Origin of the sequence: Bifidobacterium sp., from assembly GCF_050874245.1 — a bacterium.
GTDB lineage: Bacteria > Actinomycetota > Actinomycetes > Actinomycetales > Bifidobacteriaceae > Bifidobacterium.
Genome location: NZ_JBNMKH010000029.1, coordinates 1 through 25063 on the forward strand (window position 1 = coordinate 1; position 25063 = coordinate 25063).

Genomic DNA, 25063 nt, shown 5'->3' on the forward strand with positions numbered 1-25063 from the left:
GGCGTGCCGCCGAGGCCGCTGCCCTCATGCGTGCAGAACGGGTAGATGGTCTTGCCGTTCCAATCGCGGCCTTCCAGGAAGGTGTAGACGGGCATCGGCGCGTCACCCCACCACATCGGGTAGCCGAGATAGATGGTGGTCGCCTTGTCGAGCGCGTCGATGTCGCCCTTGAGGGTGATGCGCGGGCGGGCGTTTGTCCGTTGCTCCTGTTGTGCCTCGACGGTGGTCTCGTCGTAGACTGCCGGGTACGCCTCATCGCGCACGATCTCGGCGATCGGCGCACCGGCCGCCTGCGCGATCGCCCCGGCCAGTTTCGCCGTATTGCCGGTCTTCACCGTGCCCACGCCGTAGTTCTCTCCGGCGCGGGAGAAATACACCACTACTGCCATGTCATTGCCTTTCCTGTCTGGTGTGTTTGTTGTCCTCGAAGTATCGGAATCGTGGGATCGGGTCGTATCGTCCAAGCCGGCTGCTTGCCTGTCGTGCTCCCGCAGCCGCCGAGGCGAGCATGGCGGTGTAGATGCAGGCGGCTGCGATTTTTCGGATGCGCATTCTTCTCCTTGGATATCGGATCACTCGGATCGATCGTCGGCTGACGCGAACGAAGTGACGGTTCTGAGATCCTCGATGACGCGTTTCGGTTGGATGGATAATGGGAAGTTCTCCTCGTCATGCGCGCCGTCGAGTGAACCGGACGGGTCGGCTTCGAGCGCGGCGAACAGCGGATTGAGGGAGTCTTGGGCGGGACCGTGCCGCGACACCAGCTCCAAGGTTTTGCGGTTCGCGGATTCGCAGCCGAGTGATGCGACCAATACCTGCGCTATCTGGCGGCGCGAGACCACGCCGTCGCGCGGGTCGGCGTACCGGTGCGTGTCGCCCTGCAGAAAGACGAGCCGTTGCTGGTCGGGATCGTTGTAGTCGAACCAGCCGGGGCGCACGATGGTGTACTCGTTGCCGCTGGCGCGTACGAGCCGCTCCGAACGGCGCTTCCAATCGTGGGCCTGCGAGGCGAGGTTGTAGCGCGAATCCATGCAGGTCACGCCGATGGCCGTCATGAGCGCGATGCGCACCCTGCGTCCCTCCAACGCGATCAGCGTATTGCGCACCGCACCGTAGTCGACCTTCTCGATCATGCTCGGCCCGTCATGCGCGCCCATGGTAAACACCACGCTGTCGATGCCGGCGAGGGCGCCGCGCAACGACTCCACGCTGGTCAAATCGCCTTGTACGACCTCCACGCGCGGATCGAAGCACGCCCGGCCCGCGTCACGCACCAATGCCCGGGCATGGTAGCCGCGTTCGACGGCCTCGCACACGGCCAGGTGGCCGATGCTGCCGGTCGAACCGATGAACAGCACCCGTGTCGGTCTTGTCATGTTCGCCCCCCGTCATCGTTCCCGTAGTTTCGATGCCAGCCTAGAACCGAAGAAAAAAGATAACAAATACGGATATGCGATAGCATGGAATACGTAAAATGCATGTACTGGAAAGTGGAAAACACGTGGAGATCAAGGTGTTGCGTCATTTCATCGCGGTGGTGCAGGAGGAGGGCGTCACCGCGGCCGCCGAGGTGCTGCGCATCAGCCAGCCGGCCCTGTCCCGCCAGATCAAGGACCTTGAGGGGGAGATGGGTGCGACCCTGTTCGTGCGCGGCAACCGCGGACGTGCCTTGGAACTGACGCATGAAGGGCAATTGCTGTACCGTCGCGCATGCGAGATCGTGGAGCTTGCGGACCGTACCAGGTCGGAGATCGCCTCGGGCGAACAGGTCGAGGGCGACGTGCACGTGGCGGCCGCCCAGACCGCCGTGATGGACGTGCTGGCCAAGGCCGCGGTGCACGTGCGCGAGCTGCACCCCGGCGTGCGCATCCAATTGCACGACGATTACGGGGAGAACATCATGGAACGACTCAACAACGGGCTCGCGGACTTCGGCGTGCTGGTGCAGCCGGCCGACATGAGCCGCTACGATCACCTGCCCCTGCCCGGCGGCGACCGCATGGGACTGATCATGCGCCCCGACCATCCGCTCGCCGCGCGAAGCGGCGTGAAACCGGCCGACCTGCAGGGATTGCCACTGATCGTACCCAAGGGGGCACTCGCCCGACGCGACCTGTCCGGCTGGTACAGCGGGAGCCTGCGGCCGTTCGACATCGTCGGCACCATGAACCTGACCTACAACGCCAGCCGGTTCGTGCGCGCCGGTTACAGCTGCGCGCTGTCGCTCGAAGGTCTGGTCGACACCGGCGAAGGCAGCGGTCTGACGTTCCGCCCGCTCGAACCGACGTTGCGGGCCTCGCTGAGTATGGCGTGGAAGAAAAGCCAGCCGCTCACCCCGGCCGCGCGGGCGTTCCTCGACTGCGTGCACGAAGTGGTGGGGGGAGACGTCCCGGTCTGATCAGGCTCGGTAGTCGCGCAATCCCGCAAGGAAACGCGTCAGCCCTTCGACCATGCGCGAGCGCGGGCATGCCACGTTGATGCGCACGAAATCATGCCCGTCACCCCCGTATTCGGAGCCTTCGGAGAGCATCACCTTGTGCTCGCTCTTGAGATGGTCGCACAACGCGTCGGTGTCGTGCGTGATGGACGAGCAGTCGACCCACAGCAGGTAGGTGGCATGTCCCTCGATCATGATGATGCGACGGTCCGCGGGCACGGAGGCGTTGTATTCGTCGAACATCGCGCGCGCGGCGGCCTTGTTGCCAGCCAGATAGGCACGCAGCTCATCCAGCCAGGGGCCGCCCTCGTTGAACGCGGCCAGTGTGGCGTCCATGGCAAACGCGTTCGGCTCGGCCACCTCGTCGGTGTTCAGGGCGCGCCACACCTTGTGGCGCAGCACGGGGTTCGGGATCATCACCGCCGCCGAGTTGAGACCCGCGATGTTGAACGCCTTGGTCGGCGCCATGCAGGTCACCGAGTTCATCGCGCAATGCTCGCCCGCGGAGGCGAACGGCACGTAGCCGAAGCCCGGATCGGTCAGATCGCAGTGGATCTCGTCGCTGATTACCGTCACATGATGCTCCCAGCACAGTTCGCCGATGCGTGCCAGGGTTTCGCGATCCCAGATGCGGCCGATTGGATTGTGCGGGTTGCATAGGATCATCAGCGTGGTCTGCGGGTCGGCGAGCTTCGCCTCCAGGTTCGCCCAGTCGATCGCGTAATGCCCCTTGCCGTCATAGGCGAGCGGGGATTCGAGCACCCGGCAGCCGTTGTTGAGGATCGAATTGAAGAAGATGTTGTAGACCGGCGTCTGGATGAGCACGTTCTCGTTCGGCGTGGTGAGCTTGCGGACCATGCTGGAGATCGCCGGCACCACGCCGGTGCAGAACACCAGCCATTCCGGGTCGATGGCGAGATTATGCCGCCGGTCCCACCAGTCCGCATAGGCCCGGCTCCATTCGGGCGGCACGATCGAATAGCCGAATACGCCGTGTTCGACACGGCGGCGCAGCGCCTCGCGAATCTCGGGCGCGGTCTGGAAATCCATGTCCGCCACCCACATGGGCAGCGCGCCGCCGGCCTCTTCCCACTTGAGCGAGTACGTGCCGGAACGGTCGATCGGGGTATCGAAATCGTAGGTCATGTGTCCAAACATAGGAATCCCGTGCAGGCGAAGTCAAATACGCCGGCCCCGCCCGGCGGCGCCCGCCATCCATGCGCCGACCGGCGGGGCCGGGTCCCGACGAAACGGGGCTACTCCGTCTGCTCGTTCGGATCGAGTGTCTTGATGACCCTCGCCGGCGAGCCGACGGCCACCGCATAATCGGGGATGTCGCGAGTCACCACCGCGCCGGCGCCGATCACGGCGTACTCGCCGATGGTCACGCCCGGGCAGATCGTCACGTTCATGCCGATCCACGCGTTTTTCTTGATGGTCACCTTGCCGTAGGTGTAGATGGAATGACGGGCATTGAAATCATGGTTGATGGTGGCGATGCGCACGCCCGGCGCGACCTGCACGCCGTCGCCGAACTCGATGCCGCCCGAGGCGGACAGGATGGCCGAATGGTTGATGAACACGTTGCGCCCGAAGGTCACGCGGTTGCCGAAATCGCAGGTGAACGGCGTCAGGATACGCACGTCGTCGAGCTTCCTCGCGAACAGCTCCTCAAGATAGCCCACATAGGACGGGTCGTCCGGCAGGACCTGGTTCGCCCTCGCGCACAACGTACGCGAACGCGTCATCTCATCGACCGCCTCCCTGAAATACGGTTCGCGGTTGTCGGTCGGACCACCCTGGTCCATCAACTCGTACACATAGCCCTCGCGGTACTTCACGGTATGCTCCTTGTCTTCATAACGATCGATGTCGTGACCATTATGAAGCCATGAAACCGGCAAAGCTAATGCGCGTAATGATTGTTTTATCATGCGTATTACGCATACTGTCAATTATCAATACTTTTTTTGTATATAGTTTATACAAGACCGGCGGGGCGGAGGATATGGCAAAGCCGGCCACGAAAATGGTGGCTGGCTTTGCTTCGTTCGGTTGGCTTTTTACCTCGCTCAGTCGGCGTTGTCGCCGGCGAGGATGACCTTGACCTTGCTTGGATCGATTTTTCCCGGGTCGAGCGTCAGCTCGCCGATCGCATCGGCGCGGATCGTACCAGCGCTCGGATTGAGCACGCTGTCGATCGTGCCGTGAATGTCCGCATCCACCGTGGAATACTCGAACGCCAACGTCGTATTGATTAGCCGGCAGTTGCGCAACACCAGATTATCCACGTAGCACAGGCCCTGCAGGCTTTCGATCGTACAGTTCTCGAACGTCACGTTCCGCGAATTCCACGCCAGATACTCGCCCGAAATGAACGAGTCGCGCACCGTCACGTTCTCGCAGTTCCAGGAGCAATCCTTCGAGATCAGCCGCGAATTCGAGATCTCCACGTCATGCGCCCCGTCGAACGGATAATTGCCCACCAGACGCAGATTGTCGGCCTTCACGTTCTCACAGTTCATCGCCAGATAATCGCCATGCGCGCTCACATTGTCCAACGTCACGTCGCGGCAGGACCACAACGTCTCCTCGGCATTCGGGAAATCCACGTTGCGCAGCGTCACATCATGGGCACGACGGAAGTTCTTCGGCGCCTCGATCGTCGAATCCTCCACCGTGATATGATCCGTATACCATACGCCCGCACGCCCCATCTCGAACCACGTGCAGTTCCTCGCCCTCACATTGCTGCAATACCACAGCGGATACTTCCACTTGAATGAGCTCTCCACCAGTTCGATGTCGCGCGCATGCTTCAACGGCGACTCGCCATCGTCGAAAATGGTATCGACATACCGACGGTTCCGAGCGAAGAATTCCGCGCGCTCGCCGGTGAGGAAGGCTTGGCGGACCTCGACCATGCCATCGGTATCAGGGGTATCAGTGGTGTCTTGGGTGCTGTTCAACATGTGCTCCTTCATATGCTCCGTTGCACAAGATAGGAACTTCAAGTGCTCGAAGTCAAACGGGGAGTCACGTTCGTTACTGGCGAACGCGGTTCCCCGCTGTCTTGTCTCCTCGACGTCAATACCTGCCACGTCCGAAACGGGCGGCCAATCGATCAGGCGGTCAGCGCCGCCGGATATTTGGCCACGGCGGCATCGATCTGCTCGTCGGTGGCAGTGGCGACGCCCTGGATGAGGAACGGTTTGAGATACGTGGCATGTATATAGCGCACCGTCTCCTCGAACGGGAGCAGCAATTCCTCCATGGTGTGCAGATGGCTGCCCTCATGCGTATACGTGTCGGCCGGGGAACCGGTGGACACCGCCAGCATGAACTCCTTGCCCTCCAACGCGCGGCCGCCGGCATACGCCCAACCGGACTTCAGCACCTCATCTTCCCACTGCTTGAGCAGCGCAGGGGAGCTGAACCAGTAGAACGGGAACTGCAGCACGATACGATCATGCGTCTCAAGCAGCTCCTGCTCATGCTCGACATTGATCCTGAAATCCGGGTACGAGGCGTATTCGTCGACCACCGTCACATCACCGGTTTCGTTGGCGACGTCCATGAGTTTGCGGTTGACCCGCGATTTCTCCAAATGCGGGTGGAATACCAGAACCAGTGTTTTCATCCATGCTCCTTCTTCGATGGCTTTCGGTATGAAGAATGATAATCGTTCCGTTCATGCTTTGGGCGTAATCCGTCATAACCGTCGTCGATACCATCAGGGGCGTTTGACGGGGATGACGATAGTATGATGGCCGTGTTCAACGGGTTTGTTCCATAGGAGTTTCAAGAGAGGAGTGGGAGTTTGGCATCAGGTGCGCAGGAAAGGAAGACGGCCATTGCGGGGGCGTTCACGACCGCATTGCCCAGAACGCTGCCGGTCTGTATAAGTTTCTTCTTCTTGGCGTTGTCCTACGGCGTGCTGATGGGAACGCGCGGGTTCTCATTCCTATGGCCCATGTGCATGAGCGCGTTCATCTTCACCGGATCCATGGAATTCGTCACGGTCGACCTGCTCGTCTCCGCGTTCAATCCGCTCGCAGCCTTCATGCTGGCCGTCATGATCGGCATCCGGCATCTGTTTTATGGCATTTCGATGCTTGGCCGATTCAAGAACATGGGATTGAAAAAGCCATATCTCATCTTCTCGTTATGTGACGAGACCTTCGCCATCGACAATGGAACGAAGATTCCCGACACCGTTGACCGCGGATGGTTCTATTTCTTCGTCGGTCTGCTCAACCAAGCCTCCTGGGTGGCCGGAGCCACGTTCGGAGGCATTCTCGGAGGACGGATCACTTTCGGCACTTCCGGGCTTGATTTCGTCATGACCGCCATGTTCGTGGTCATTTTCGTGGATCAATGGATGGCGACGAAGCATAAAAGCCATATGGCCGCGTTGACCGGAATCGCGGTGCCCGCCATCTGCCTGAGCCTGTTCGGTCCCGACGATTTCATGATTCCCTCGTTGGTCGTCATGCTTGTCGTATTCCTCGTGCTGCGTCCTTACCTGGACGACCTGAACATCCAGAACACCATCCGGAACGCAGACGGCGAAACGGGCAAAGAGGATGAATCCATGGACAAGGAGGCTCGCGCATGATGACCATGACCATTTGGCAGGGCGTAGTCACGATACTCATGGCCATGCTAGGCACCGTGCTGACGCGGTTCCTGCCGTTCGTGCTGTTCCCCGAATCGAAGGAACCTCCGCGTTTCATCACCTATCTTGGCACCGTGTTGCCGTATGCCATGACGGGACTGCTCGTCGTCTATTCGCTGAAGGGCGTGCATCCGTTGACCGGAAACCATGGCGCTCCCGAAGCGATAGCGATCGTGGTCATCATCCTGCTGCATCTATGGAAGAAGAATATGCTGCTGTCGATCGCAGGCGGCACCGCGGCATACATGCTGCTGGTGCAACTGGTGTTCGTCTGATGCCTGTCTGATTCGGTGCTCATCCGATTGATGATTGTGGAACGGCGCCTTCTCGTGATGTCTTTTCGATTGGAGATCCGTCAACGACGGCCGTCGTGGTCATTGCGCGATCCCCAAGCTGTATTTCAGCGTCATGACACGTTCCGCCGACCGCGTCACCTGTTGCGCGAATGAAGGATCGGCGGACGACTTGGCCTTGAGCCCGTCAAGCACCGGCTGCACGTATGAGAAGGCTCCAATACAAGCCAGATCGCCGCCGGCCTCAACCAGGCGTACGCCCAAATCGCTTGGTTGGATGCCGTTTAATGCGGCCGCGGACATGGAATCGGAGGTGATGACGCCCTGAAAACCAATGGTGCCGCGCAGATAGTCGGTGATCAGTGAACGGGAGAATACGGCCGGATTGTCCGGATCAATCCGCTGATAGGTCGCCAAGGACATCATCACCATCGACGGATTCACGTCGAGCGTGGTGTTGAACGCGTTGATTTCCGGACCATCCAATGTCGTGGTGGTGTCAAGAATGCCATTGGAGGTGAAGTCGGTGTTGCCGGTCACCGAGCCCAAGCCCGGATAGTGCTTGATGGCGCTGCCTACCCCCGAATCGGATAGTCCCTGGATGAATGCCTTCGCATGCTCCGCATTGCCGGCCGCGTCAAGGCCGAAATCGCGGTACAGCGCGCCGATCGGGGCGTTCGATGAACGATCCACAGTCACCGTGCCGACTACCGGCGCCAAATCCACATTGATGCCCGCGGTTTTGAGCTGCGCGCCCCAGGTCGCGGCTGATTGCCGCAGCTGGGCGGTGTCCATCGTTCCCTGATAGGTGGCTGACGGCATGGTATCGAAACCGCTTCCCCTCAGATGCTGCACCGAACCGCCCTCCTGGTCGGTCGTCATCAGCAGCCGATTATTGGAAGGGGCATATGATTGCAATTCGGACGTCGCGGCTGAAACCCCGGTTGTGCCGGAATCCCAATTGCCGATGATCAATACCGAGCCGACATGCCGGTCTACGATGAGATCACGCAACATGGATGGGTCGGATCCTGCTGGCAACGGCACCATGACCAGCTGACCTATCCGCTCATCGATATCCATGGCTTCGACGGCGCGCACCGCCTTGCCGTGCGGCGAATCATCCGCAACGGACGGAACCGCGGATTTTTCAAGAGAGCCATGCATGATTTCCGTGTCGGGCATGGAGATGGAGGAATCTGAACCGGCATCGCCGGAACAAGCCGACAACGCCAACGGAAGCGCCATGACACACCAAATCGCCACGAAACGTCTGAAAGAAATGCAAGGCCTCTTCTTCACGCGGCCATTATCGCATACACGATTGCCGATGGTGCTGGCACGGTGCAGAGTGTCGCGTCCGCGTCCCTGCTTGGAAAATCCGGAAAATGAAGGATTCAGCCTACGGATTGATTCGTTCGGCTGCCGGCATAATGTCGTTCCCCGCCTATCGCTAGGCTGTTAGCATGTCTTTCTTTGATATGTTTGGTCCCATGTTCGATCCCGAGGGCGGTTCGGACCGTGCCGGTGGACAGCGTTCCCGCAGACCCGACAACGACGATCCGATAATCCTGAACGTCGAGACGGATGGCGGGGACGGACCCCGGCGGTCGGCGAACGTTCCTCCGAAAAGACCTTCAGGTCCCAGCATCGCCAGCAGGCCGGACCGTCCTAGGAAATCGTCGAATGGCAGCAGGATCCTCATCGGCGTGGTTCTGACGCTCGCCATCGTCATCGGACTGTTCTTCGCGCTCGCTCAATTCATCACCGACGTCATGTGGTACGGCCAGCTCGGCTTCCAAAGCGTCATCTGGACGCAGCTTGGCACCAGGGTCGGTCTGTGGCTGGCCTACGCGGTGCTGCTCGCCGCGGTCGGATACGTTTCCGCCACGCTGGCGATCCGCGCCCGTCCCGACGCGGCCGATGGCTCCACCATCCGAGTGAACGGCGACACCATCGAAATCGGCAAAAGCGTGAGCTCCAAGCACGCGCGCCGCATCGCCGTGGTCATCTCCCTGCTCGTCGGATTGGTGTTCGGCTCCCAGTTCAACGCCAACTGGTCCGAGATCCTGCTCATGTTCAACGCGCAGAGCTTCGGCACCAAGGATCCGCAGTTCGGCATCGACAACGGTTTCTACGTGTTCGTGCTTCCCGGCCTGAAACTCATCATGTCGGCGGTCTCGCTGCTGCTGCTCGCGGGCATCATCTTCTCCGTCGTCACCCACGTACTGATGGGCGGCATCCGCTTCACCATGCCGGTGAACGGCCGCGGCCTGTTCCACATCACGAAGCGCGCGCGTCGTCAGATCGGCATCTGGCTGATGCTCAACATGTTCGCGTGGGCCGCCAACCAAGTGCTGGGAGTGTTCTCCCATCTGACCGAACAGGGAAGCCGCATCACCGGCGCCACCTACACAACGGTGAACGCAACCATTCCCGTCACATTCATCATGGCCGCCATTACCGCGCTGCTTGGCGTCGTGCTGGGCGTGTGGATCATGAAATCGCATGCGCTGGAAGGTTCCGCCCCTATCGCAGCCCGGGCCTCCGAGGCGCTCAAGGCGTGGAAGGTGCCGACCGTGGCCATCGCCTCCGCCATCGTGGTGAGCCTGGTGCTTACCGTGGCCTGGCCCGTTCTGCTTCAGCGGTTCCGCGTCAATCCGAACGCGCAGGAGATGGAATCCTCCTACATCCAGCGCAATATAGACGCCACCCGTGCGGCGTATGGTCTGGACAAGGTGAAAACCGAACAATACAAGGCCACCACCGAAGGCGAGGAAGGTGCGTTGGCCGATTCCGCCGAATCGACCGCGCAGATCCGTCTGCTCGATCCGCAGATCGTCTCCCCGACGTTCAAGCAGTTGCAGCAGTCGAAGCAGTATTACACGTTCGCGGACACCGTCGCGGTCGACAAGTATGACATCGACGGTGTCAGCCAGGATACGGTGATCGCCGCCCGCGAGCTCGATTTGGACGGTCTTGACAACCGCAACTGGGTCAACGACCATACCGTATACACGCATGGCTATGGAGTGGTGGCGGCCTACGGCAACAAAGTGACCGCCGATGGCCAGCCGAAGTTCTTCGAAGCCGGCATCCCCACTCAAGGCAAGCTCACGGACAGTGAGAAGTACGAACCGCGCATCTACTTCTCCCCGAACGCCACGGAGTATTCGATCGTCGGCGCCCCGGAAGGCACCAAATCATGGGAGTTCGATTATCCGACCGGTTCGGAGGGAGCCACCAACACCTTCGATGGAGACGGCGGACCGAAGATCGGCAACATCTTCTCGCGGTTGCTGTACGCCATTCGTTTCGGTTCCGACCAGATCCTGTTCTCCAATCGCGTGAATTCCGAGTCGCAGATCCTTTACGACCGTTCCCCCAAGGAGCGTGTGGCCAAGGTGGCGCCGTATCTGACGCTTGACGGCCGCGTGTATCCGGCGGTGGTGGACGGCCGTGTCAAGTGGATCGTCGACGGTTACACTACGTCGGACGCCTATCCGTATTCGCAGATGACCGATCTGGGCGAGGCCACCAAGGATTCCACGACGGAATCCTCCGCTACGGTGAGCAGCCTGAACTCGAAGAACGCCAACTACATCCGCAATTCCGTGAAGGCCACCGTGGACGCTTACGACGGTTCCGTCGACCTGTACGTATGGGACCAGTCCGATCCGGTCATCAAGGCCTGGGAGAAGATCTTCCCCGGTCAGTACCACCAGCTGTCGGAGATCTCCGGCGATCTGATGAGCCACATGCGTTATCCGGAAAGCCTGTTCAAGGTGCAGCGTGAGCTGCTGGCCAAGTACCATGTTTCCAGCGCCAATCAGTTCTTCTCCGGCGAGGACTTCTGGCAGACGCCGGTCGATCCGACCGAATCGCAGCAGGCCCAGCAGCGGGACATCCTGCAACCGCCGTATTACCTGACATTGCAGACCGGAGGCTCAAGCGAACCCGTGTTCTCGCTGACGTCGTCGTACATCCCCGCGGGTACGTCCACCAGGGAGATCCTGACCGGATTCCTGTCGGTCGATTCCGATGCGGGACACGACAAAGGAAAGATCGGCTCGAACTACGGCACCATACGATTGCAGGAACTGCCGAAGGACTCCAATGTGCCGGGCCCGGGACAGGCGCAGAACAACTTCAATGCGTCCGCCGACGTGTCCAAGGAACTCAACCTGCTCGAATCCGGTTCCACCAACGTGCAGCGCGGCAATCTGCTCACCCTGCCTCTCGGCGGCGGACTGGTCTACGTGCAGCCGGTCTACGTCAAATCGTCCGGTTCCACCAGCTTCCCGCTGCTCAAGAAGGTGCTGGTGGCCTTCGGTGACCAGGTCGGTTTCGCCGACACGTTGGATGAGGCGTTGGACCAGGTGTTCGGGGGCGATTCCGGAGCATCGGCCGGTGATGCCGAGAATGCCGGGGATTCCGCAAATAAGTTGGGCGACGGGAAGAACGATTCTTCCGGTAGCCAGACGGCCGACGGCAAACAGAATGCCTCTTCCGGCACGGGTGACGATACGGCCGGCGATGCCGGCGGCTCGTCCTCCACTATGAGCGCCGACCTGAAGAACGCCCTCAGCGACGCATCGCAGGCCATGAAGGATTCCGACGCGGCCATGAGGAAGGGCGACTGGTCTGCCTATGGCGAAGCGCAGAAGAAGCTTCAGGAGGCATTGGACAAGGCCATAGAACTCGAACGGTGATCTTCCGTTCGGCATATGGCGGCAAGACAGGGCCGGTTTCCCTTGGAAAACAGGGAAGCCGGCCCCTTGTCGTTCGCGGACGGGTATGCTGGAGCGCATGGCCGAATACTCTTTCCGCATCGCGACGCAGACCGACATCCAGGCGATCACCGACATCTACAACGCCGCCGTCATCCACGGAGGATCTTCCGCGGACACCACGCCACGCACCTTCGAACAGCGCAAGGCATGGGTCGAATCGCACCATGATCCATATGCGGTGTTCGTCACCACCGTGCCAACGCCGAATGGCGGTGAGGAGGTCATTGGATTTTCCGCGCTCTCCGTGTTCTATGATCGCGCCGGCTACGATGGCGTCACCGACCTCGCCTACTACATCGCGCCTGAATGGCAGGGCAGGGGAGCGGGTGTCTTCACGCTGTCCAGACTGCTCGACGAATGCCGAAGCCGTCACATGCGCAAGGCCTGCGGCATCATCTTCGCGGACAACAAAGGCTCCATCGCGTTGATGAGACATTTCGGCTTCACGCAATTCGGACTTATGCCCCAGGCGGCCACGGATTCCACGGGCACCATGCGGGACATGAGCTATTGGTATCTCGACCTGTAAACACCTGTCAGTAGAATTTTCGCGGTTATCAAGGCGAAGGCATTGAGCGCCATGCGAGAATGCGGGACAAACGCATAGAACACGAACAGAGGAATGGACGATTTCGATGGCATCTGATTTCTGGTTGATCGCAGGATTGGGTAATCCGGGTTCCAAATACGAAGGCACCCGCCACAATATGGGGTTCATGACCGCCGACGTGCTGGCGGAACGTTGGTCGGTCAACTTCTCCGACCATAAGGGTCTTGCCATGCTCGGCAAGGGCGTGATGAGCCTGTCCGGACGCAATGTCAAGTTCTTCCTGGCCAAACCGCTCACCTACATGAATGAATCCGGTAGCGCCATCGCCTCCATCAGCGCGTACTACCATATCGAACCGGACCATATCGTGGTGATTCATGATGACATGGATCTCGATTTCGGCCGCATCAAAGTCAAGGCCGGCGGCTCGGCAGGCGGACACAACGGCATCAAATCCATCGACCGTTCGCTTGGCACGCCGAAATACGCGCGCGTGCGCATGGGCGTCGGACACGCGCAGCGTGGCGCGCATGCGCACGACAACACCGTGAATTGGGTGCTGGGTGGTTTCGGACCGGACCAGCGTAAGCGGCTTCCCGAATTCCTAGCGGATGGTGCCGATGCGGCCGAGACCATCATCTTCGACGGTCTTGCCAAGGCCCAGGAGCGTTTCAATGGCCGCTGAACAGACGGGACGGCAGACTCAGCCGCCGACCGTGGGATCGCTTGCGGGCATTCTCGATGTGCTGGAAACCGATGACGATTTCCGTGCGTTGATCGCAGGCGAGGTCGACGAACCGGAATCCGATATCGATCCGAGCATCACCGTCGGTGCGCCGGAGGGGCTGCGCCCGGCGCTTGCCGCCGGAGCGGCCGGGAATCGGCCTGTCGTGCTTGTCGTGGCATCCAGCCGCGAAGCCGAGGAAACCGTGGAATCTATCCGTTCCTGGTATGGCGGCGACCCGAATGATGTGGCGCAACTCGAAGCGTGGGAGACCCTTCCCCACGAGCGTCTCTCCCCGCGCGCGGATACCGTGGCGAGCCGCATGGCGGTTTTCCGCAGGCTGCGGCATCCCGAGGAGGGGAGCGGACTGTTCGGACCCATCCGCATTCTGGTCATGCCGGTACGTTCCTTGATCCAACCGGTGGTCGCGGGCCTCGGCGACGTTGAGCCACTGGTGTTTTCTCAAGGCGAGGAGCTGCCGCTCGACGAGGCCTCCCGCAAATTGGTTGAGAACGCATACACTCGCGTCGACCTTGTGATGGACCGTGGTGAATTCGCCGTCCGTGGCGGCATCATCGACGTTTTCCCTCCCACGCTGCCGCATCCGGTGCGTATCGAGTACTTCGGCGACGAGATCGACACCATCAGGGAATTCCATGCGTCCGACCAACGCACCTACGGCGAGGCCATTGCCACCGTATGGGCGACTCCCTGCCGGGAACTGCAGCTGACGGAACAAATCCGTCAACGTGCGAGATCGCTTGTCGGCTCCATTCCCAATGCGGAGGACATGCTTGAATCCATAGCCAACGCCATCCCCGTCGAAGGCATGGAGTCGTTGCTGCCCGCCTTGGTGGATGACATGGAACCGGTGCAGGGCATGCTTCCCAAGAACGCGCTGATCATGCTGTCCGATCCGGAAAAGCTTCGTCGCGCAGCCGATGACTTGGCTAAAACAGCCAATGAATTCCTCGCTGCCAGCTGGCATGTCGCCGCTTCCGGGCATGGTGCCGGCGCCCCGATCACCTTCGATCAGGCGAACTTCTACGATTTCGAGGAGACGATTTCCTCGCTTATCTTCTCTAGGCATGACGTGTGGAAACTCACCAGCTTCGGCGTGGATGGCACCCGGGAGGGACATATCCAGCTCGATGCGACCAAGCCGGACGAATACCGTGGCGATGAGACCAAAGCGGCGACCGGCATCGAAGGCCTGCTCGACGCCGGTTACGCGGTGACCGTCACGGCAGCCGCGCAAGGAACGCTGGCGCGGCTGAAGCGTGCCATCAACGAAACAGGCATCGCGAATTTCGATTGCGTCCGATCGCGTGCCGTCGACGGTTTCGTGGACAACGCCGCGAAAATCGCCTTGCTCACCGAACGCGACATCACGGGACGTACGTCCGCCGCCGGCCAGGCGAAGACCCCTAAACGCCGTCGCAAGGCCATCGATCTGATGGAGCTCAAAACCGGCGATTACGTCGTGCATGAGCAGCATGGCATCGGCCGTTTCGTGGAGATGCGTCAACGTACCATCGGCAAAGGTGAGAACAGGACCACCCGCGAATATCTGGTCATCGAATACGCGCCCAGCAAGCGTGGCGCGCCAGCCGACAAACTGTTCATTCCCACCGACCAGCTCGACCAGGTCAGCAAATACATCGGTGCCGAGGCGCCGAAACTCAACAAATTGGGCGGCTCCGACTGGGCCGCCACCAAGGCCAAGGCGCGCAAGCACGTGCATGAGATCGCCGAGGACCTGGTCAAACTCTACTCGGCGCGTCAACGCACAAGAGGTTACGCCTTCAGCAAGGACACACCATGGCAGAAGGAGCTGGAGGACGCCTTCCCGTACCAGGAGACCGCCGATCAGCTCACCACCATCGACGAGGTCAAGTCGGATATGGAGAAGCCCATTCCGATGGATCGCCTGATCTGCGGCGATGTGGGCTTCGGCAAAACCGAGATCGCGGTGCGCGCCGCGTTCAAGGCGGTGCAGGATTCCAAGCAGGTGGCCGTGCTGGTGCCGACCACCTTGCTGGTGCAGCAGCATTTCGAGACCTTCACCGAACGCTATGAGGGCTTCCCGGTGAACGTGGCGGCCATGAGCCGTTTCCAGACCACCAAGGAGATCAACGACACCATCAAAGGTCTCGAGGACGGTTCCGTGGACGTGGTCATCGGCACACACAAGCTGCTCAATCCGAAAATCAAGTTCAAGGATCTGGGACTTGTCATCATCGACGAGGAGCAGCGTTTCGGCGTCGAGCACAAGGAGACACTCAAGGCGCTACGGACCAATGTGGACGTGCTGAGCCTGTCGGCCACGCCTATCCCTCGCACGTTGGAAATGGCCGTCACCGGCATCCGGGAGATGTCCACGTTGGCCACGCCGCCGGAGGACCGTTTGCCGGTGCTCACCTATGTGGGCGCCTATGAGGACGCGCAGGTCACCGCGGCCATCCGACGCGAGCTGCTGCGCGGCGGTCAGGTGTTCTACGTGCACAATCGGGTCCATGACATCTCCTCCGTCGCTGCGAAGATCCATGAGCTGGTGCCCGAATCGCATGTCGGCATCGCGCATGGCAAGATGGGGGAGAAGCAGCTTGATGGCGTGATTCGCGACTTCTGGCACCGTGACATCGACGTGCTGGTCTGCACCACCATCATTGAGACCGGTCTTGATATCTCCAATGCGAACACGTTGATTGTCGATCACGCCGACCGGTTCGGCTTGAGCCAATTGCACCAGTTGCGCGGCCGTGTCGGACGTGGGCGAGAGCGTGCGTACGCGTATTTCCTGTACGATCCGACCAGGCCCATGACCCAGCAGTCGCATGACAGACTTGCCACCATCGCGCAGAACACCGCACTGGGGTCGGGCTTCGACGTGGCCATGAAGGATCTCGAGCTGCGCGGCACCGGCAATCTGCTGGGCGATGAGCAGAGCGGCCACATCGAGGGCGTCGGGTTCGACCTGTACGTGCGTATGGTCTCCGAGGCGGTCGAACAGTATAAGGAGCCGGAACGCAAGGAGCCGGTCGCGGTCACCATCGACCTGCCTGTGGAGGCGTCCATTCCCGTCGAATATATCGATTCGGACAAATTGCGATTGGAGGCCTATCAGAAACTCGCTTCCGCCCGCACCGAAGAGGATCTCGACGAATTGCGCGATGAGCTCACCGACCGTTACGGTAAACCGCCGGTCGATTTCGAGGCGTTGTTCGACGTGGCGAGGCTGCGTTTCAAGGCGAGGAAACTCGGCATCTCCGAGATCATCGCGCAGGGACGCAACGTACGCGTGTCGAAATTCGAGCCGCGTGAATCCGTACAGATGCGCATGGCCAGAATCTACAAGGGTATCCAGTACCGGCCTTTGACCAAAACGTACATCGTGCCGGCTCCGTTCGCTGGTTCGCTCGGCTCCAAGCCGATGAGTTCGGATGAAGTGGTCGGGTGGACCAGTCAGTTGCTCGATGATTTGGACTGGAAGCCGACACCGCGTCGTTGATGTTGCATTCCGATGATGATGTGAGCGCTCACATAAAACATGTCGGCGGAGTTTGCCATACGTCCATAAATCGCACTATTCTTGGCAATGTCATCACAACCTAACGTTTATAAGGAGTAGTTGTGGCAGTAATTGAAAGCGTTTACGCGCGTCAGATTCTCGATTCCCGCGGCAACCCGACCGTTGAGGTCGTTCTGGACACCGATGACGGCGCTCAGGGCCTGGGCCTCGTTCCGTCCGGTGCTTCCACCGGCGAAGCCGAAGCTTGGGAGCGTCGCGATGGCGACAAGTCCGTCTATCAGGGCAAGGGCGTTCTCAATGCCGTCAAGGCCGTGAACGAGGAGATCGCTCCGAAGGTCATCGGCATGGACGCTTCCGATCAGCGCGCTCTCGATGAGACCATGATCGAGCTCGACGGCACTCCGAATAAGGGTCGTCTGGGCGCCAACGCCATCCTCGGCGTGTCCCTGGCCGCTCTGTACGCTTCCGCCGAATCCGCGGATCAGCCGCTGTACCGTTACATCGGCGGCACCAACGGTCACATCCTGCCGGTTCCGAACATGAACATCATGAACGGTGGCGCTCATGCGGACTTCGCCACCGACATCCAGGAGTACATGATCTCCCCGTACGGCTTCAACACCTACAGCGAGGCTCTGCAGGCCGGCGTCGAGGTCTATCACACCCTGAAGAACGTCCTGAAGAAGGAAGGCCTGGCCACCGGTCTGGGCGACGAGGGCGGCTTCGCTCCGAAGATGAAGTCCAACAAGGACTCCCTGAACTACATCATGGACGCCATCTCCGCCGCAGGCTACGAGCCGGGCAAGCAGATCGGCATCTCCCTGGATGTCGCCTCCTCCGAGTTCTACAACAAGGAGACCGGCAAGTACCACTTCGAGGGTGACGACCGTGAGGCCGGCTACATGCTCGACTTCTACGAGAACCTGATCAACGAGTACCCGATCGTCTCCATCGAGGATCCGTTCCAGGAAGAAGGCTGGCAGGACTGGGCCGACATCACCGCCAAGCTCGGTGATCGTCTGCAGTTCGTCGGCGACGACCTCCTGGTCACCAACCCGAAGCGTCTGCAGAAGGCCATCGACATGGGTGCCGCCAACTCCCTGCTGGTCAAGCTGAACCAGATCGGCACCGTCACCGAGACTCTGGACGCCATCGAACTGGCCACCGCCAATGGCTACACCTCCATGGTTTCCCATCGTTCCGGCGAGACCCCGGACACCACCATCTCCGATCTGGCCGTCGCCAAGAACACTCGCCAGATCAAGACCGGTGCTCCGGCTCGTGGCGAGCGCATCGCCAAGTACAACCGCCTGCTCGAGATTGAGGAGGAGCTCGGCTCCACCGCTCAGTACGCCGGCTACAGCGCTTTCAAGGCCTGCAAGAAGTACATCGCCAAGTGAGCGTAGGCAACGCATCGTGCATGCGTTGACATAAGAATACCCGTCGTGTTCCAAGTCGAATGCGGCGGGTATTTTCATTGCTATGAGTTCAAAGGCACGAAAGCAATCATCGAAAAAGGGTGGCGCCGGTCCAGTCGCGTTCTTCGTGTCGTTGTTCATCGTGGCGTTGGGCACCATACAACTGGCATCGACGTTCCATACCTATGCGTTGAATCTGGCCGAACTGAACGGCTTGAAGAAGCAGGAAGCCGCGTTGATCGCCCAAAAGCACGAATTGGAGAACGACATCGCCAGATGGAACGACAAGGCGTACGTCACTGCGCAGGCAAGAGACCGTCTGGGCTTTGTCTTTCCTGGTGAACAGGCGATTCGTGTCGAGCATCCCGAGGCAGTGACCGGCAAGAAGGAATCGAACAAGGGGACATCGTACGAGGAATCGACGAAGACGGTCCTACCATGGTATAAGGAACTTGAGTATTCCTTCAAGCAGGCGGACCAGTCGGATCCGGCGAAAACCGGTAAGACGGCAAAGTCCACGCAAGACGCCGAAAAGAAGAACCAGCAGGACGCTCAAAGCGACCGGCAACAGGCCGACACTGGGCGGCAGTCAGGAGACCAACAACAGTGACACAGGATATGACGGTTATCGAACAGGCCAAAGCGCTGGCGGCCAAGGTACTCGCCCACCCAGCCACCGAACAGGACATAGCGGTGGTGGAACGTCAGCTTGGGCGTTATCCCCGAGGCATGGTCGCCGTCGGGGCGCGTTGCGTATGCGGCCGTCCTTTGGCCGTGATCACCCGGCCATTGCTTCCGGGTGGAGTTCCGTTCCCGACGACATGTTATCTGACCAGTCCCGAGGCGGTGAAAGCGATTTCCCATATCGAGGCCGAAGGCAGAATGAAGGAATACAATGATAGGCTCGCCGAGGATGCGGATCTGCGTTCCGGATATGAGCGTGCGCACGAGCTTTATCTGGCGTTCCGTCATGAGATAGCGTCGGCTATGAAGGACAGCGAGACGCATATCGAAGGCACCAGCGCAGGTGGCATGCCGGTGCGTGTCAAGTGTCTCCATGCGCTGCTGGCGCAGACGCTGGTGATGGGTGAGGGCGCCAATCCGATCGGAGACATGGCATTGGCCGTCATCAAGCATGAATTCGATCCGACGGTATGCCGTTGCGCCGTGGACAATGAAGAGTGAGAGGTTGGAAACAATGGTGAAGTCGGTAACCGTTGCCGGTATTGATTGCGGCACGAATTCGATTCGTCTGAAGGTGTCTCGGGTGGATGAGAACGGTGTGGAGGACATCGTTCCGCGCATCCTTCGTGTGGTTCGTCTTGGTCAGGATGTGGACAAGACGCACCGTTTCGCCGATGAGGCGTTGGAACGCGCCTATGAGGCGGCCCGTGAGTTCGCCGACGTGCTCGCCTCGCATCCGGTGGACGGCATCCGTTTCGTGGCCACATCGGCCACCCGTGATGCCGAGAACCGTGAGGAGTTCGAGGACAACATCGAGAAGATTCTGGGTGTGCGTCCCGAAGTCATCCCAGGCACCGAGGAAGCCGACCTGAGTTTTCTGGGCGCCACCAGCATCGTTCATCGTGAGGTCGAGGCACCGTATCTGGTGGTCGATTTGGGAGGCGGCTCCACGGAACTGGTCCTCGGCGGCGACGGCGTCGCTCGTCCGAGCACACAGGTCGAGGCGGCGTTCTCCATGAACATCGGATCGGTACGTATGACCGAACGACATCTGAAAAACGATCCGCCCACTGAAGCGCAGATTTCTGAAGCCATCGCTGACATCGACGCGCATATCGACGAGGCGTTCGAAACTGTGCCCGCGGGCAAGGCTCGCACCATCATCGGCGTGTCCGGCACGGTCACGACCATGACCGCGCTAGCCATGGGGTTGACGGAGTACGACCATACCGCCGTGGACGGTGCGCGTTGCACGCTGGAGGACGCCTATGCCGTTGATGACCGATTCCTGCGCATGCCCCGCGAGGAGCGTCTGACCTACAAGACCATCCATCCTGGACGTGTTGACGTGGTGGGTGGCGGTGCGCTGGTGTGGAACCGCGTGCTCGCCAAGGTGTCCGATGCCGCATATGCGGATCACGGGCAGCGCATCAATTCCTTCATGGCCAGCGAACACGGCTTGCTGGACGGCATTGTGCTGGATTACGGCAGAAGATTGCTTGCCGCGCGCTGACGTGGCATAATAGCTTGGCGTCGGCCTTTTTGGTCGGCGTGAAGCCTCCATGGCGAAATTGGTATACGCAGTCGACTTAAAATCGACCTCTTCGGATTGCGGGTTCGAGTCCCGCTGGAGGCACTTTCGCAATTGACGTTTATGCGCGGATTATGCGCCCGGCATAGCGTTCCTGAAACAATCCATGGGTACACTGTCGGGCATCGACAATTTATACGAACCGACTGGAACGGATAGCGCATGACTTCGAACGACACCAGGCCCGTGATTGAACAGCCAGATACCGAAATCCCTTTGATGCTCGCACAGGCGATTATCGTCGCCGGAGTGCTTGCCGTCGGCGAGATCGTGTGCTCGCCGCTGTACTTCACGCTGATGGACCATTCGCTGGCGCTTGTTCCATGGGCTCTGGAAGCCGTGTTCCTGGCTGTGGCGTTCAGCTTTGTCGTGGGATTCGCCGTCCTGTGGTGTGCCGAATCCTTCACCTTCAAACTCAAGGAGAAGTTCCGCCCGTTCGGCTATGCGGTGACCGGACTGATCGGTTATGGCGTATGGAGTCTTCTGGTATTCACGGCCACCATCAATTCGGTGCTCACCAAAGTGGGGGAGAGCGTGCTTTCCAATGGCCAGGTCGGTGCGATCACGCTCAACGGAGCCGCATTGGGGTTCATCGCCTTCTTCTTCTCGAAACTGTTTGATGCCAAACTCGGCAATCGCAAGGGAATGGCGATTGCCATGCTCATCGCGGAAGTCATCGTAGCCGTTGTGGGGCTGCTCATCATGATCCGCATGTTCAGCGTGCTTTACGCCGCATAACCAAGTGGTGCATTTTCGGAGAAGGGGAATATGTTCAGCATTTTGGAGATGTTCACCATCGGCGTCGGGCCGAGTTCGTCGCATACCGTCGGGCCGATGGTCGCGGCAAGCGGCTTCGCGGACTCCCTCAAACGAAATGGCGTGTTGGACCGGGTTGATCGTGTGAGAACGGTGCTGTACGGCTCGCTCGCCCTGACGGGTCTGGGGCATGGCACCGATCGTGCCGTGCTGGCGGGACTGGAAGGTAATGTCCCGAAAACCGTTGATACCGAGCATATGAGCGTCATCCGCGACGAATGCGAGAAGAATGGTGAATTGATGCTCGACGGAACCCGTCGTATCGCCTTCGATCACGATCGTGATGTGGTGATGGACGCATGGCATCGTATGGCGGCCCATCCCAATGGCATGCGGTTCCAGGCATTCGATCGGCAGAACAATCTCGTCGACGAGCAGGTCTGGTATTCGATTGGCGGCGGTTTCGTCAGACGGGGATCCGCCGATGATCCGATGATTGGCATTCATGAGAAACCGCCTGAAGGAACGGCGTTCGTCGACCGGAACGACGATTCCTTGACCGAAACGGATGTGCCGTATCCGTTCTCCACATGCGATGAGCTGATTTCGCTGTGCGATGAACATCATATGAGCATCGCCGATGTGGTGTGGGCGAATGAGACGTCCATGCGCTCGGCCGTGCAGGTGCGCAGCGAGCTGGACAACGTCTGGCGCGTGATGCGCCGTTGCGTGCGGCACGGTTGCTGTTCGAACAGGAAGGTGCTTCCCGGCGGTTTGGACGTGCCACGTAGAGCGCCCAGAATGTATGCCCGGCTTGCATCCAATAGTGATGTGCTTAAAAGCGACAGGAAACGTGCGGACGCGGTGCTTGAATCGTCGGATGCCGCATGGGTCGATTTGTTCGCCTTGGCGGTATCGGAGGAGAACGCGGCCGGCGGGCGTATCGTCACCGCGCCGACCAATGGCGCCGCGGGAGTCATTCCTGCGGTCCTCCATTACTACTGGCATTTTGTGGATCATGCGAGTGAGGATGGTGTGGTGACGTTCCTGTTGACGGCGGGAGCGGTCGGATATCTGTTCAAGCGCAACGCATCGATTTCTGGTGCAGAGGTCGGATGCCAGGGCGAGGTCGGTACGGCCTGTTCCATGGCGGCTGCGGGACTGTGCGCGGTGATGGGCGGCACTCCGCATCAGGTGGAGAACGCCGCGGAGATCGGCATCGAGCACAATCTAGGCCTGACTTGCGATCCGGTCGGCGGTCTGGTGCAGATTCCATGCATCGAACGCAATGCCATGGCCGCCAACACCGCCATCAATGCGGTGCGTATGGCCATGCTGGGCGACGGCACGCATATCGTGAGTCTCGACCAAGCCATCAAAACCATGAAGGACACCGGCGAGGACATGATGGCCAAATACAAGGAGACGTCAAAGGGAGGTCTTGCGGTCAACGTTGTTGAATGCTAGCGGTGGGTGGTGCTAATCTTGGTGGCATTGTGTTTTTCCAAGGAGGTTCACCATGGCATCCGAAATGCCCATTGTCAATGCCGAATTCGGCGATCGTCCGACCCTCGAATTCCCGACTGAAAACGCTCCTGCGGGGCTGAAGGTCGTGGAGCTGCTTGAGGGCAATGGCCCGATGGTCCGTCGTGGGGATACCGTCACCGTCAACTACCATGGTGTGGTCTGGGGCAAGGACACCCCGTTCGACTCCAGCTTTGACCGTCACCAGCCTGCCACGTTCGGTATCGGCGTCGGCCAGGTCATCAAAGGCTGGGACCAGACTGTCCCCGGACACAATGTCGGTTCGCGACTGGTGGTGTCCATCCCGCCGGAATACGGTTACGGTTCCCGTGGAGTCCCGCAGGCCGGCATCGGTGGCGAAGACACCTTGGTGTTCGTGATCGACATCATCTCCACCCGCTGAACGACGGGTAATATTCTTCCAAGGTCAAGGAGGATAACATGGCCGAAGAAAAGACGATTCTGCTGACGCAGGAAGCGTACGACAAGATGAAGCAGGAACTCGCTTGGCGTGAAGGCGAGTACCGCGACGAGATTCTATCCAAGGTCTCTGCGGCGCGTGCCGAGGGCGACCTGAGCGAGAACGGTGGTTATCAGGCCGCTCGCGAGGCGCAACGTGTGAACCAGGGACGCATTGACGAATTGACCGTCAAGCTGCGTAACGCGAAGATCCTGACCGCGCCCAAGGCGGGTGAGGTCGGTGACGGTTCCTTGGTGACGCTTGAGGTCAATGGCCGCGAAATGGTGTATGTGCTCGGTACCCGCGATCTGGCCATTGCCACGGATTACAGCATCATCAGCCCGGAATCCCCGATCGGCGCGGCCATCAACGGCGCCCATGCGGGCGACACGGTGACCTACACCGCTCCGAACGGACGCGAGATTTCCGTGACCATCAAGGAAGCCAAGCCACTCGCCTGACTTTCCATCCGCTGATAGAAGAGCCCGTTCCCATCGATATGAACGCGATGGGAACGGGCTCTTCCGATTCGACGGACCATCGTCGATATCATGCCCACAGTTGCACGATCACCATGTAGATGGCCACCATATGACAGGCGTAACCTGCCACGGTCCCGGTGTGGAAAATCTCATGGAACCCGAACACCTTCGGCCACGGATCCGGCTTGCGCAAGGCATATACGATGGCACCGGCGATATAGCACGCGCCACCCGCGCAGAGCAGCACCACCACGGCCGGTCCCGCATAAGGGGACATCCAGAACAATCCCATGAACGCCACTCCGGACACGCCGAAAATGATGTAGACGAGGACGTAAAGCCAACGGGGCGCGCTGATCCAGATGACGTGGATGATGAGCGCTATGGTGGTGCACGTCCACATGCCGGCGATGATGGAGTTGCGCCAGAACGGCGTGAGCGCGAAGGACACGGGCGTATAGGTGCCTGCGATCAGCAGGAAGATGTTCATATGGTCGATGCGTCTCAGCACGTCGGTGACGCGAGGCGACCAGTCTCCCAAGTGATAACAGGCGGAGTTGCCGAACAGCACCAGCGAGCAGGTCATGAACACGGCGCACGCCCATTTGAGTCCCGTGCCATGGGCCAGACAGATCAGCACGATTCCAGCGGCGAGGGCCAGAGGCGTGGCGACGGCGTGGATCCAGCCGCGTAGAAGCGGTTTCGGCCTGCCATGCACGTCAAGTCTGATCTTGCGTTCGATTTCGGCGGGGGCGATGCCTTCGATCTTCGCCGCATGCGCTTCGCCCTTGGCTATGACGCGCTTGGCTTTCGCATCCGCTTTGCGCCGGATGTTGTCGGCCTTGTTGTGGGCTTTCACCCGGATGGTCTCTGCCTTCGCCTGCAAGGCCTGTTCTCGAGCCTCGGTGATGACCGCGCGCTTGGCCTCTATTTCTGTGTCTGTGGGTTTTGCCATCGCATGCCTCCACGATAAGTTACGGAACCGTAACCTACGTTATCGTAATAGCCGGATATGTCAATCGGCGATTTCATATTGTACGTGGTTGTATGGCGTGCGAACCTTCCGTTTGGTGCGTATGATGGAGTGCATGGCTGATTTCTCACATATCCTGATGACCCGACCGGATCTAGGCGATGATGA

24 protein-coding genes and 1 tRNA gene are annotated in these 25063 nt (G+C 59.9%); 16 read left to right on the forward strand and 9 right to left on the reverse strand.

From position 1 onward, the window contains the following. The 3 genes from ACR0P8_RS04640 to ACR0P8_RS04650 all read right to left on the reverse strand — a co-directional run. On the reverse strand, positions 1-389 hold a 389-nt coding region (locus tag ACR0P8_RS04640; protein WP_432624020.1), incomplete at its 3' end, for a flavodoxin. A 1-nt stretch (position 390) separates the two neighbouring features. Next, positions 391-552: a hypothetical protein gene (locus ACR0P8_RS04645; protein WP_432624021.1), complete on the reverse strand. Its 162-nt coding sequence runs from the start codon at positions 550-552 to the stop codon at positions 391-393. Positions 553-572: 20 nt separating this feature from the next. Beyond that, positions 573-1376: an SDR family oxidoreductase gene (locus ACR0P8_RS04650; RefSeq protein ID WP_432624022.1), complete on the reverse strand. Its 804-nt coding sequence runs from the start codon at positions 1374-1376 to the stop codon at positions 573-575. 98 nt (positions 1377-1474) lie between these two features. Between ACR0P8_RS04650 and ACR0P8_RS04655 the strand changes: the two genes are divergently transcribed. Then, on the forward strand, positions 1475-2398 hold the full coding sequence (locus ACR0P8_RS04655; protein WP_432624023.1) for a LysR family transcriptional regulator: 924 nt from the start codon (positions 1475-1477) through the stop codon (positions 2396-2398). On the opposite strand, the gene ACR0P8_RS04660 is transcribed toward ACR0P8_RS04655, so the two are convergent. From ACR0P8_RS04660 to ACR0P8_RS04675, 4 genes are all read right to left on the reverse strand, one after another. Continuing rightward, positions 2399-3583 (reverse strand): MalY/PatB family protein, encoded by a 1185-nt coding sequence (locus ACR0P8_RS04660; protein WP_432624037.1) that lies wholly within the window; start codon positions 3581-3583, stop codon positions 2399-2401. A 110-nt stretch (positions 3584-3693) separates the two neighbouring features. Continuing rightward, a complete protein-coding gene (locus ACR0P8_RS04665; protein WP_432624024.1) occupies positions 3694-4278 on the reverse strand; it encodes a DapH/DapD/GlmU-related protein in 585 nt (194 codons plus the stop codon). A gap of 231 nt (positions 4279-4509) precedes the next feature. Further along, positions 4510-5421, reverse strand: a complete 912-nt coding sequence (locus ACR0P8_RS04670) for a DUF3737 family protein (RefSeq protein WP_432624025.1) — start codon at positions 5419-5421, stop codon at positions 4510-4512. Between the two features lie 140 nt (positions 5422-5561). Further along, a complete protein-coding gene (locus ACR0P8_RS04675; RefSeq protein WP_432624026.1) occupies positions 5562-6077 on the reverse strand; it encodes an NAD(P)H-dependent oxidoreductase in 516 nt (171 codons plus the stop codon). Between the two features lie 237 nt (positions 6078-6314). Between ACR0P8_RS04675 and ACR0P8_RS04680 the strand changes: the two genes are divergently transcribed. Both ACR0P8_RS04680 and ACR0P8_RS04685 read left to right on the forward strand, forming a co-directional pair. Next, positions 6315-7055 carry an AzlC family ABC transporter permease gene (locus tag ACR0P8_RS04680; RefSeq protein ID WP_432624038.1) on the forward strand — a complete coding sequence of 247 codons (741 nt, stop codon included), beginning with the start codon at positions 6315-6317 and terminating at the stop codon, positions 7053-7055. After that, the gene (locus ACR0P8_RS04685) at positions 7055-7390 is read left to right on the forward strand and encodes a branched-chain amino acid transporter permease (protein ID WP_432624039.1); all 336 of its coding nucleotides are present in this window, start codon (positions 7055-7057) and stop codon (positions 7388-7390) included. The genes ACR0P8_RS04680 and ACR0P8_RS04685 overlap by 1 nt, the downstream gene beginning before the upstream one ends. A 99-nt stretch (positions 7391-7489) precedes the next feature. Here ACR0P8_RS04685 and ACR0P8_RS04690 read toward each other — a convergent pair whose 3' ends face one another. Continuing rightward, positions 7490-8656 (reverse strand): glycoside hydrolase family 3 N-terminal domain-containing protein, encoded by a 1167-nt coding sequence (locus ACR0P8_RS04690; RefSeq protein WP_432624027.1) that lies wholly within the window; start codon positions 8654-8656, stop codon positions 7490-7492. A 218-nt stretch (positions 8657-8874) separates the two neighbouring features. Here ACR0P8_RS04690 and ACR0P8_RS04695 point away from each other — a divergent pair, with 218 nt between their 5' ends. From ACR0P8_RS04695 to ACR0P8_RS04755, 13 genes are all read left to right on the forward strand, one after another. After that, on the forward strand, positions 8875-12120 hold the full coding sequence (locus ACR0P8_RS04695; RefSeq protein ID WP_432624028.1) for a UPF0182 family membrane protein: 3246 nt from the start codon (positions 8875-8877) through the stop codon (positions 12118-12120). 97 nt (positions 12121-12217) lie between these two features. Continuing rightward, complete coding sequence (locus ACR0P8_RS04700; protein ID WP_432624029.1) at positions 12218-12730, forward strand: GNAT family N-acetyltransferase; 513 nt, start codon at positions 12218-12220, stop codon at positions 12728-12730. A 106-nt stretch (positions 12731-12836) separates the two neighbouring features. Continuing rightward, entirely contained in the window at positions 12837-13436 is a 600-nt protein-coding gene (pth, locus tag ACR0P8_RS04705) for an aminoacyl-tRNA hydrolase (protein ID WP_432624030.1), read from the forward strand. Beyond that, positions 13426-16986, forward strand: a complete 3561-nt coding sequence (gene mfd / locus ACR0P8_RS04710; protein ID WP_432624031.1) for a transcription-repair coupling factor — start codon at positions 13426-13428, stop codon at positions 16984-16986. Before pth ends, mfd begins: the two co-directional genes overlap by 11 nt. Positions 16987-17108: 122 nt before the next feature. After that, entirely contained in the window at positions 17109-18407 is a 1299-nt protein-coding gene (gene eno / locus ACR0P8_RS04715; protein WP_026645789.1) for a phosphopyruvate hydratase, read from the forward strand. Positions 18408-18489: 82 nt separating this feature from the next. Next, positions 18490-19035, forward strand: a complete 546-nt coding sequence (locus ACR0P8_RS04720; protein WP_432624032.1) for an FtsB family cell division protein — start codon at positions 18490-18492, stop codon at positions 19033-19035. Positions 19036-19043: 8 nt separating this feature from the next. Further along, positions 19044-19610 carry a DUF501 domain-containing protein gene (locus tag ACR0P8_RS04725; protein ID WP_432624040.1) on the forward strand — a complete coding sequence of 189 codons (567 nt, stop codon included), beginning with the start codon at positions 19044-19046 and terminating at the stop codon, positions 19608-19610. Between the two features lie 16 nt (positions 19611-19626). After that, entirely contained in the window at positions 19627-20622 is a 996-nt protein-coding gene (locus ACR0P8_RS04730; protein WP_432624041.1) for a Ppx/GppA family phosphatase, read from the forward strand. Positions 20623-20665: 43 nt separating this feature from the next. Further along, positions 20666-20745 (forward strand) — tRNA-Leu (locus ACR0P8_RS04735). Between the two features lie 117 nt (positions 20746-20862). Beyond that, on the forward strand, positions 20863-21438 hold the full coding sequence (locus tag ACR0P8_RS04740; RefSeq protein ID WP_432624033.1) for a cadmium transporter: 576 nt from the start codon (positions 20863-20865) through the stop codon (positions 21436-21438). Between the two features lie 30 nt (positions 21439-21468). Further along, the gene (locus ACR0P8_RS04745; RefSeq protein ID WP_432624034.1) at positions 21469-22923 is read left to right on the forward strand and encodes an L-serine ammonia-lyase; all 1455 of its coding nucleotides are present in this window, start codon (positions 21469-21471) and stop codon (positions 22921-22923) included. Between the two features lie 52 nt (positions 22924-22975). Continuing rightward, positions 22976-23383, forward strand: a complete 408-nt coding sequence (locus ACR0P8_RS04750; RefSeq protein ID WP_432624035.1) for an FKBP-type peptidyl-prolyl cis-trans isomerase — start codon at positions 22976-22978, stop codon at positions 23381-23383. Between the two features lie 38 nt (positions 23384-23421). Next, positions 23422-23901, forward strand: a complete 480-nt coding sequence (locus tag ACR0P8_RS04755) for a GreA/GreB family elongation factor (protein WP_026645796.1) — start codon at positions 23422-23424, stop codon at positions 23899-23901. Between the two features lie 88 nt (positions 23902-23989). On the opposite strand, the gene trhA is transcribed toward ACR0P8_RS04755, so the two are convergent. Beyond that, positions 23990-24877 carry a PAQR family membrane homeostasis protein TrhA gene (gene trhA / locus ACR0P8_RS04760; RefSeq protein ID WP_432624036.1) on the reverse strand — a complete coding sequence of 296 codons (888 nt, stop codon included), beginning with the start codon at positions 24875-24877 and terminating at the stop codon, positions 23990-23992. Positions 24878-25063: the final 186 nt, after the last annotated feature.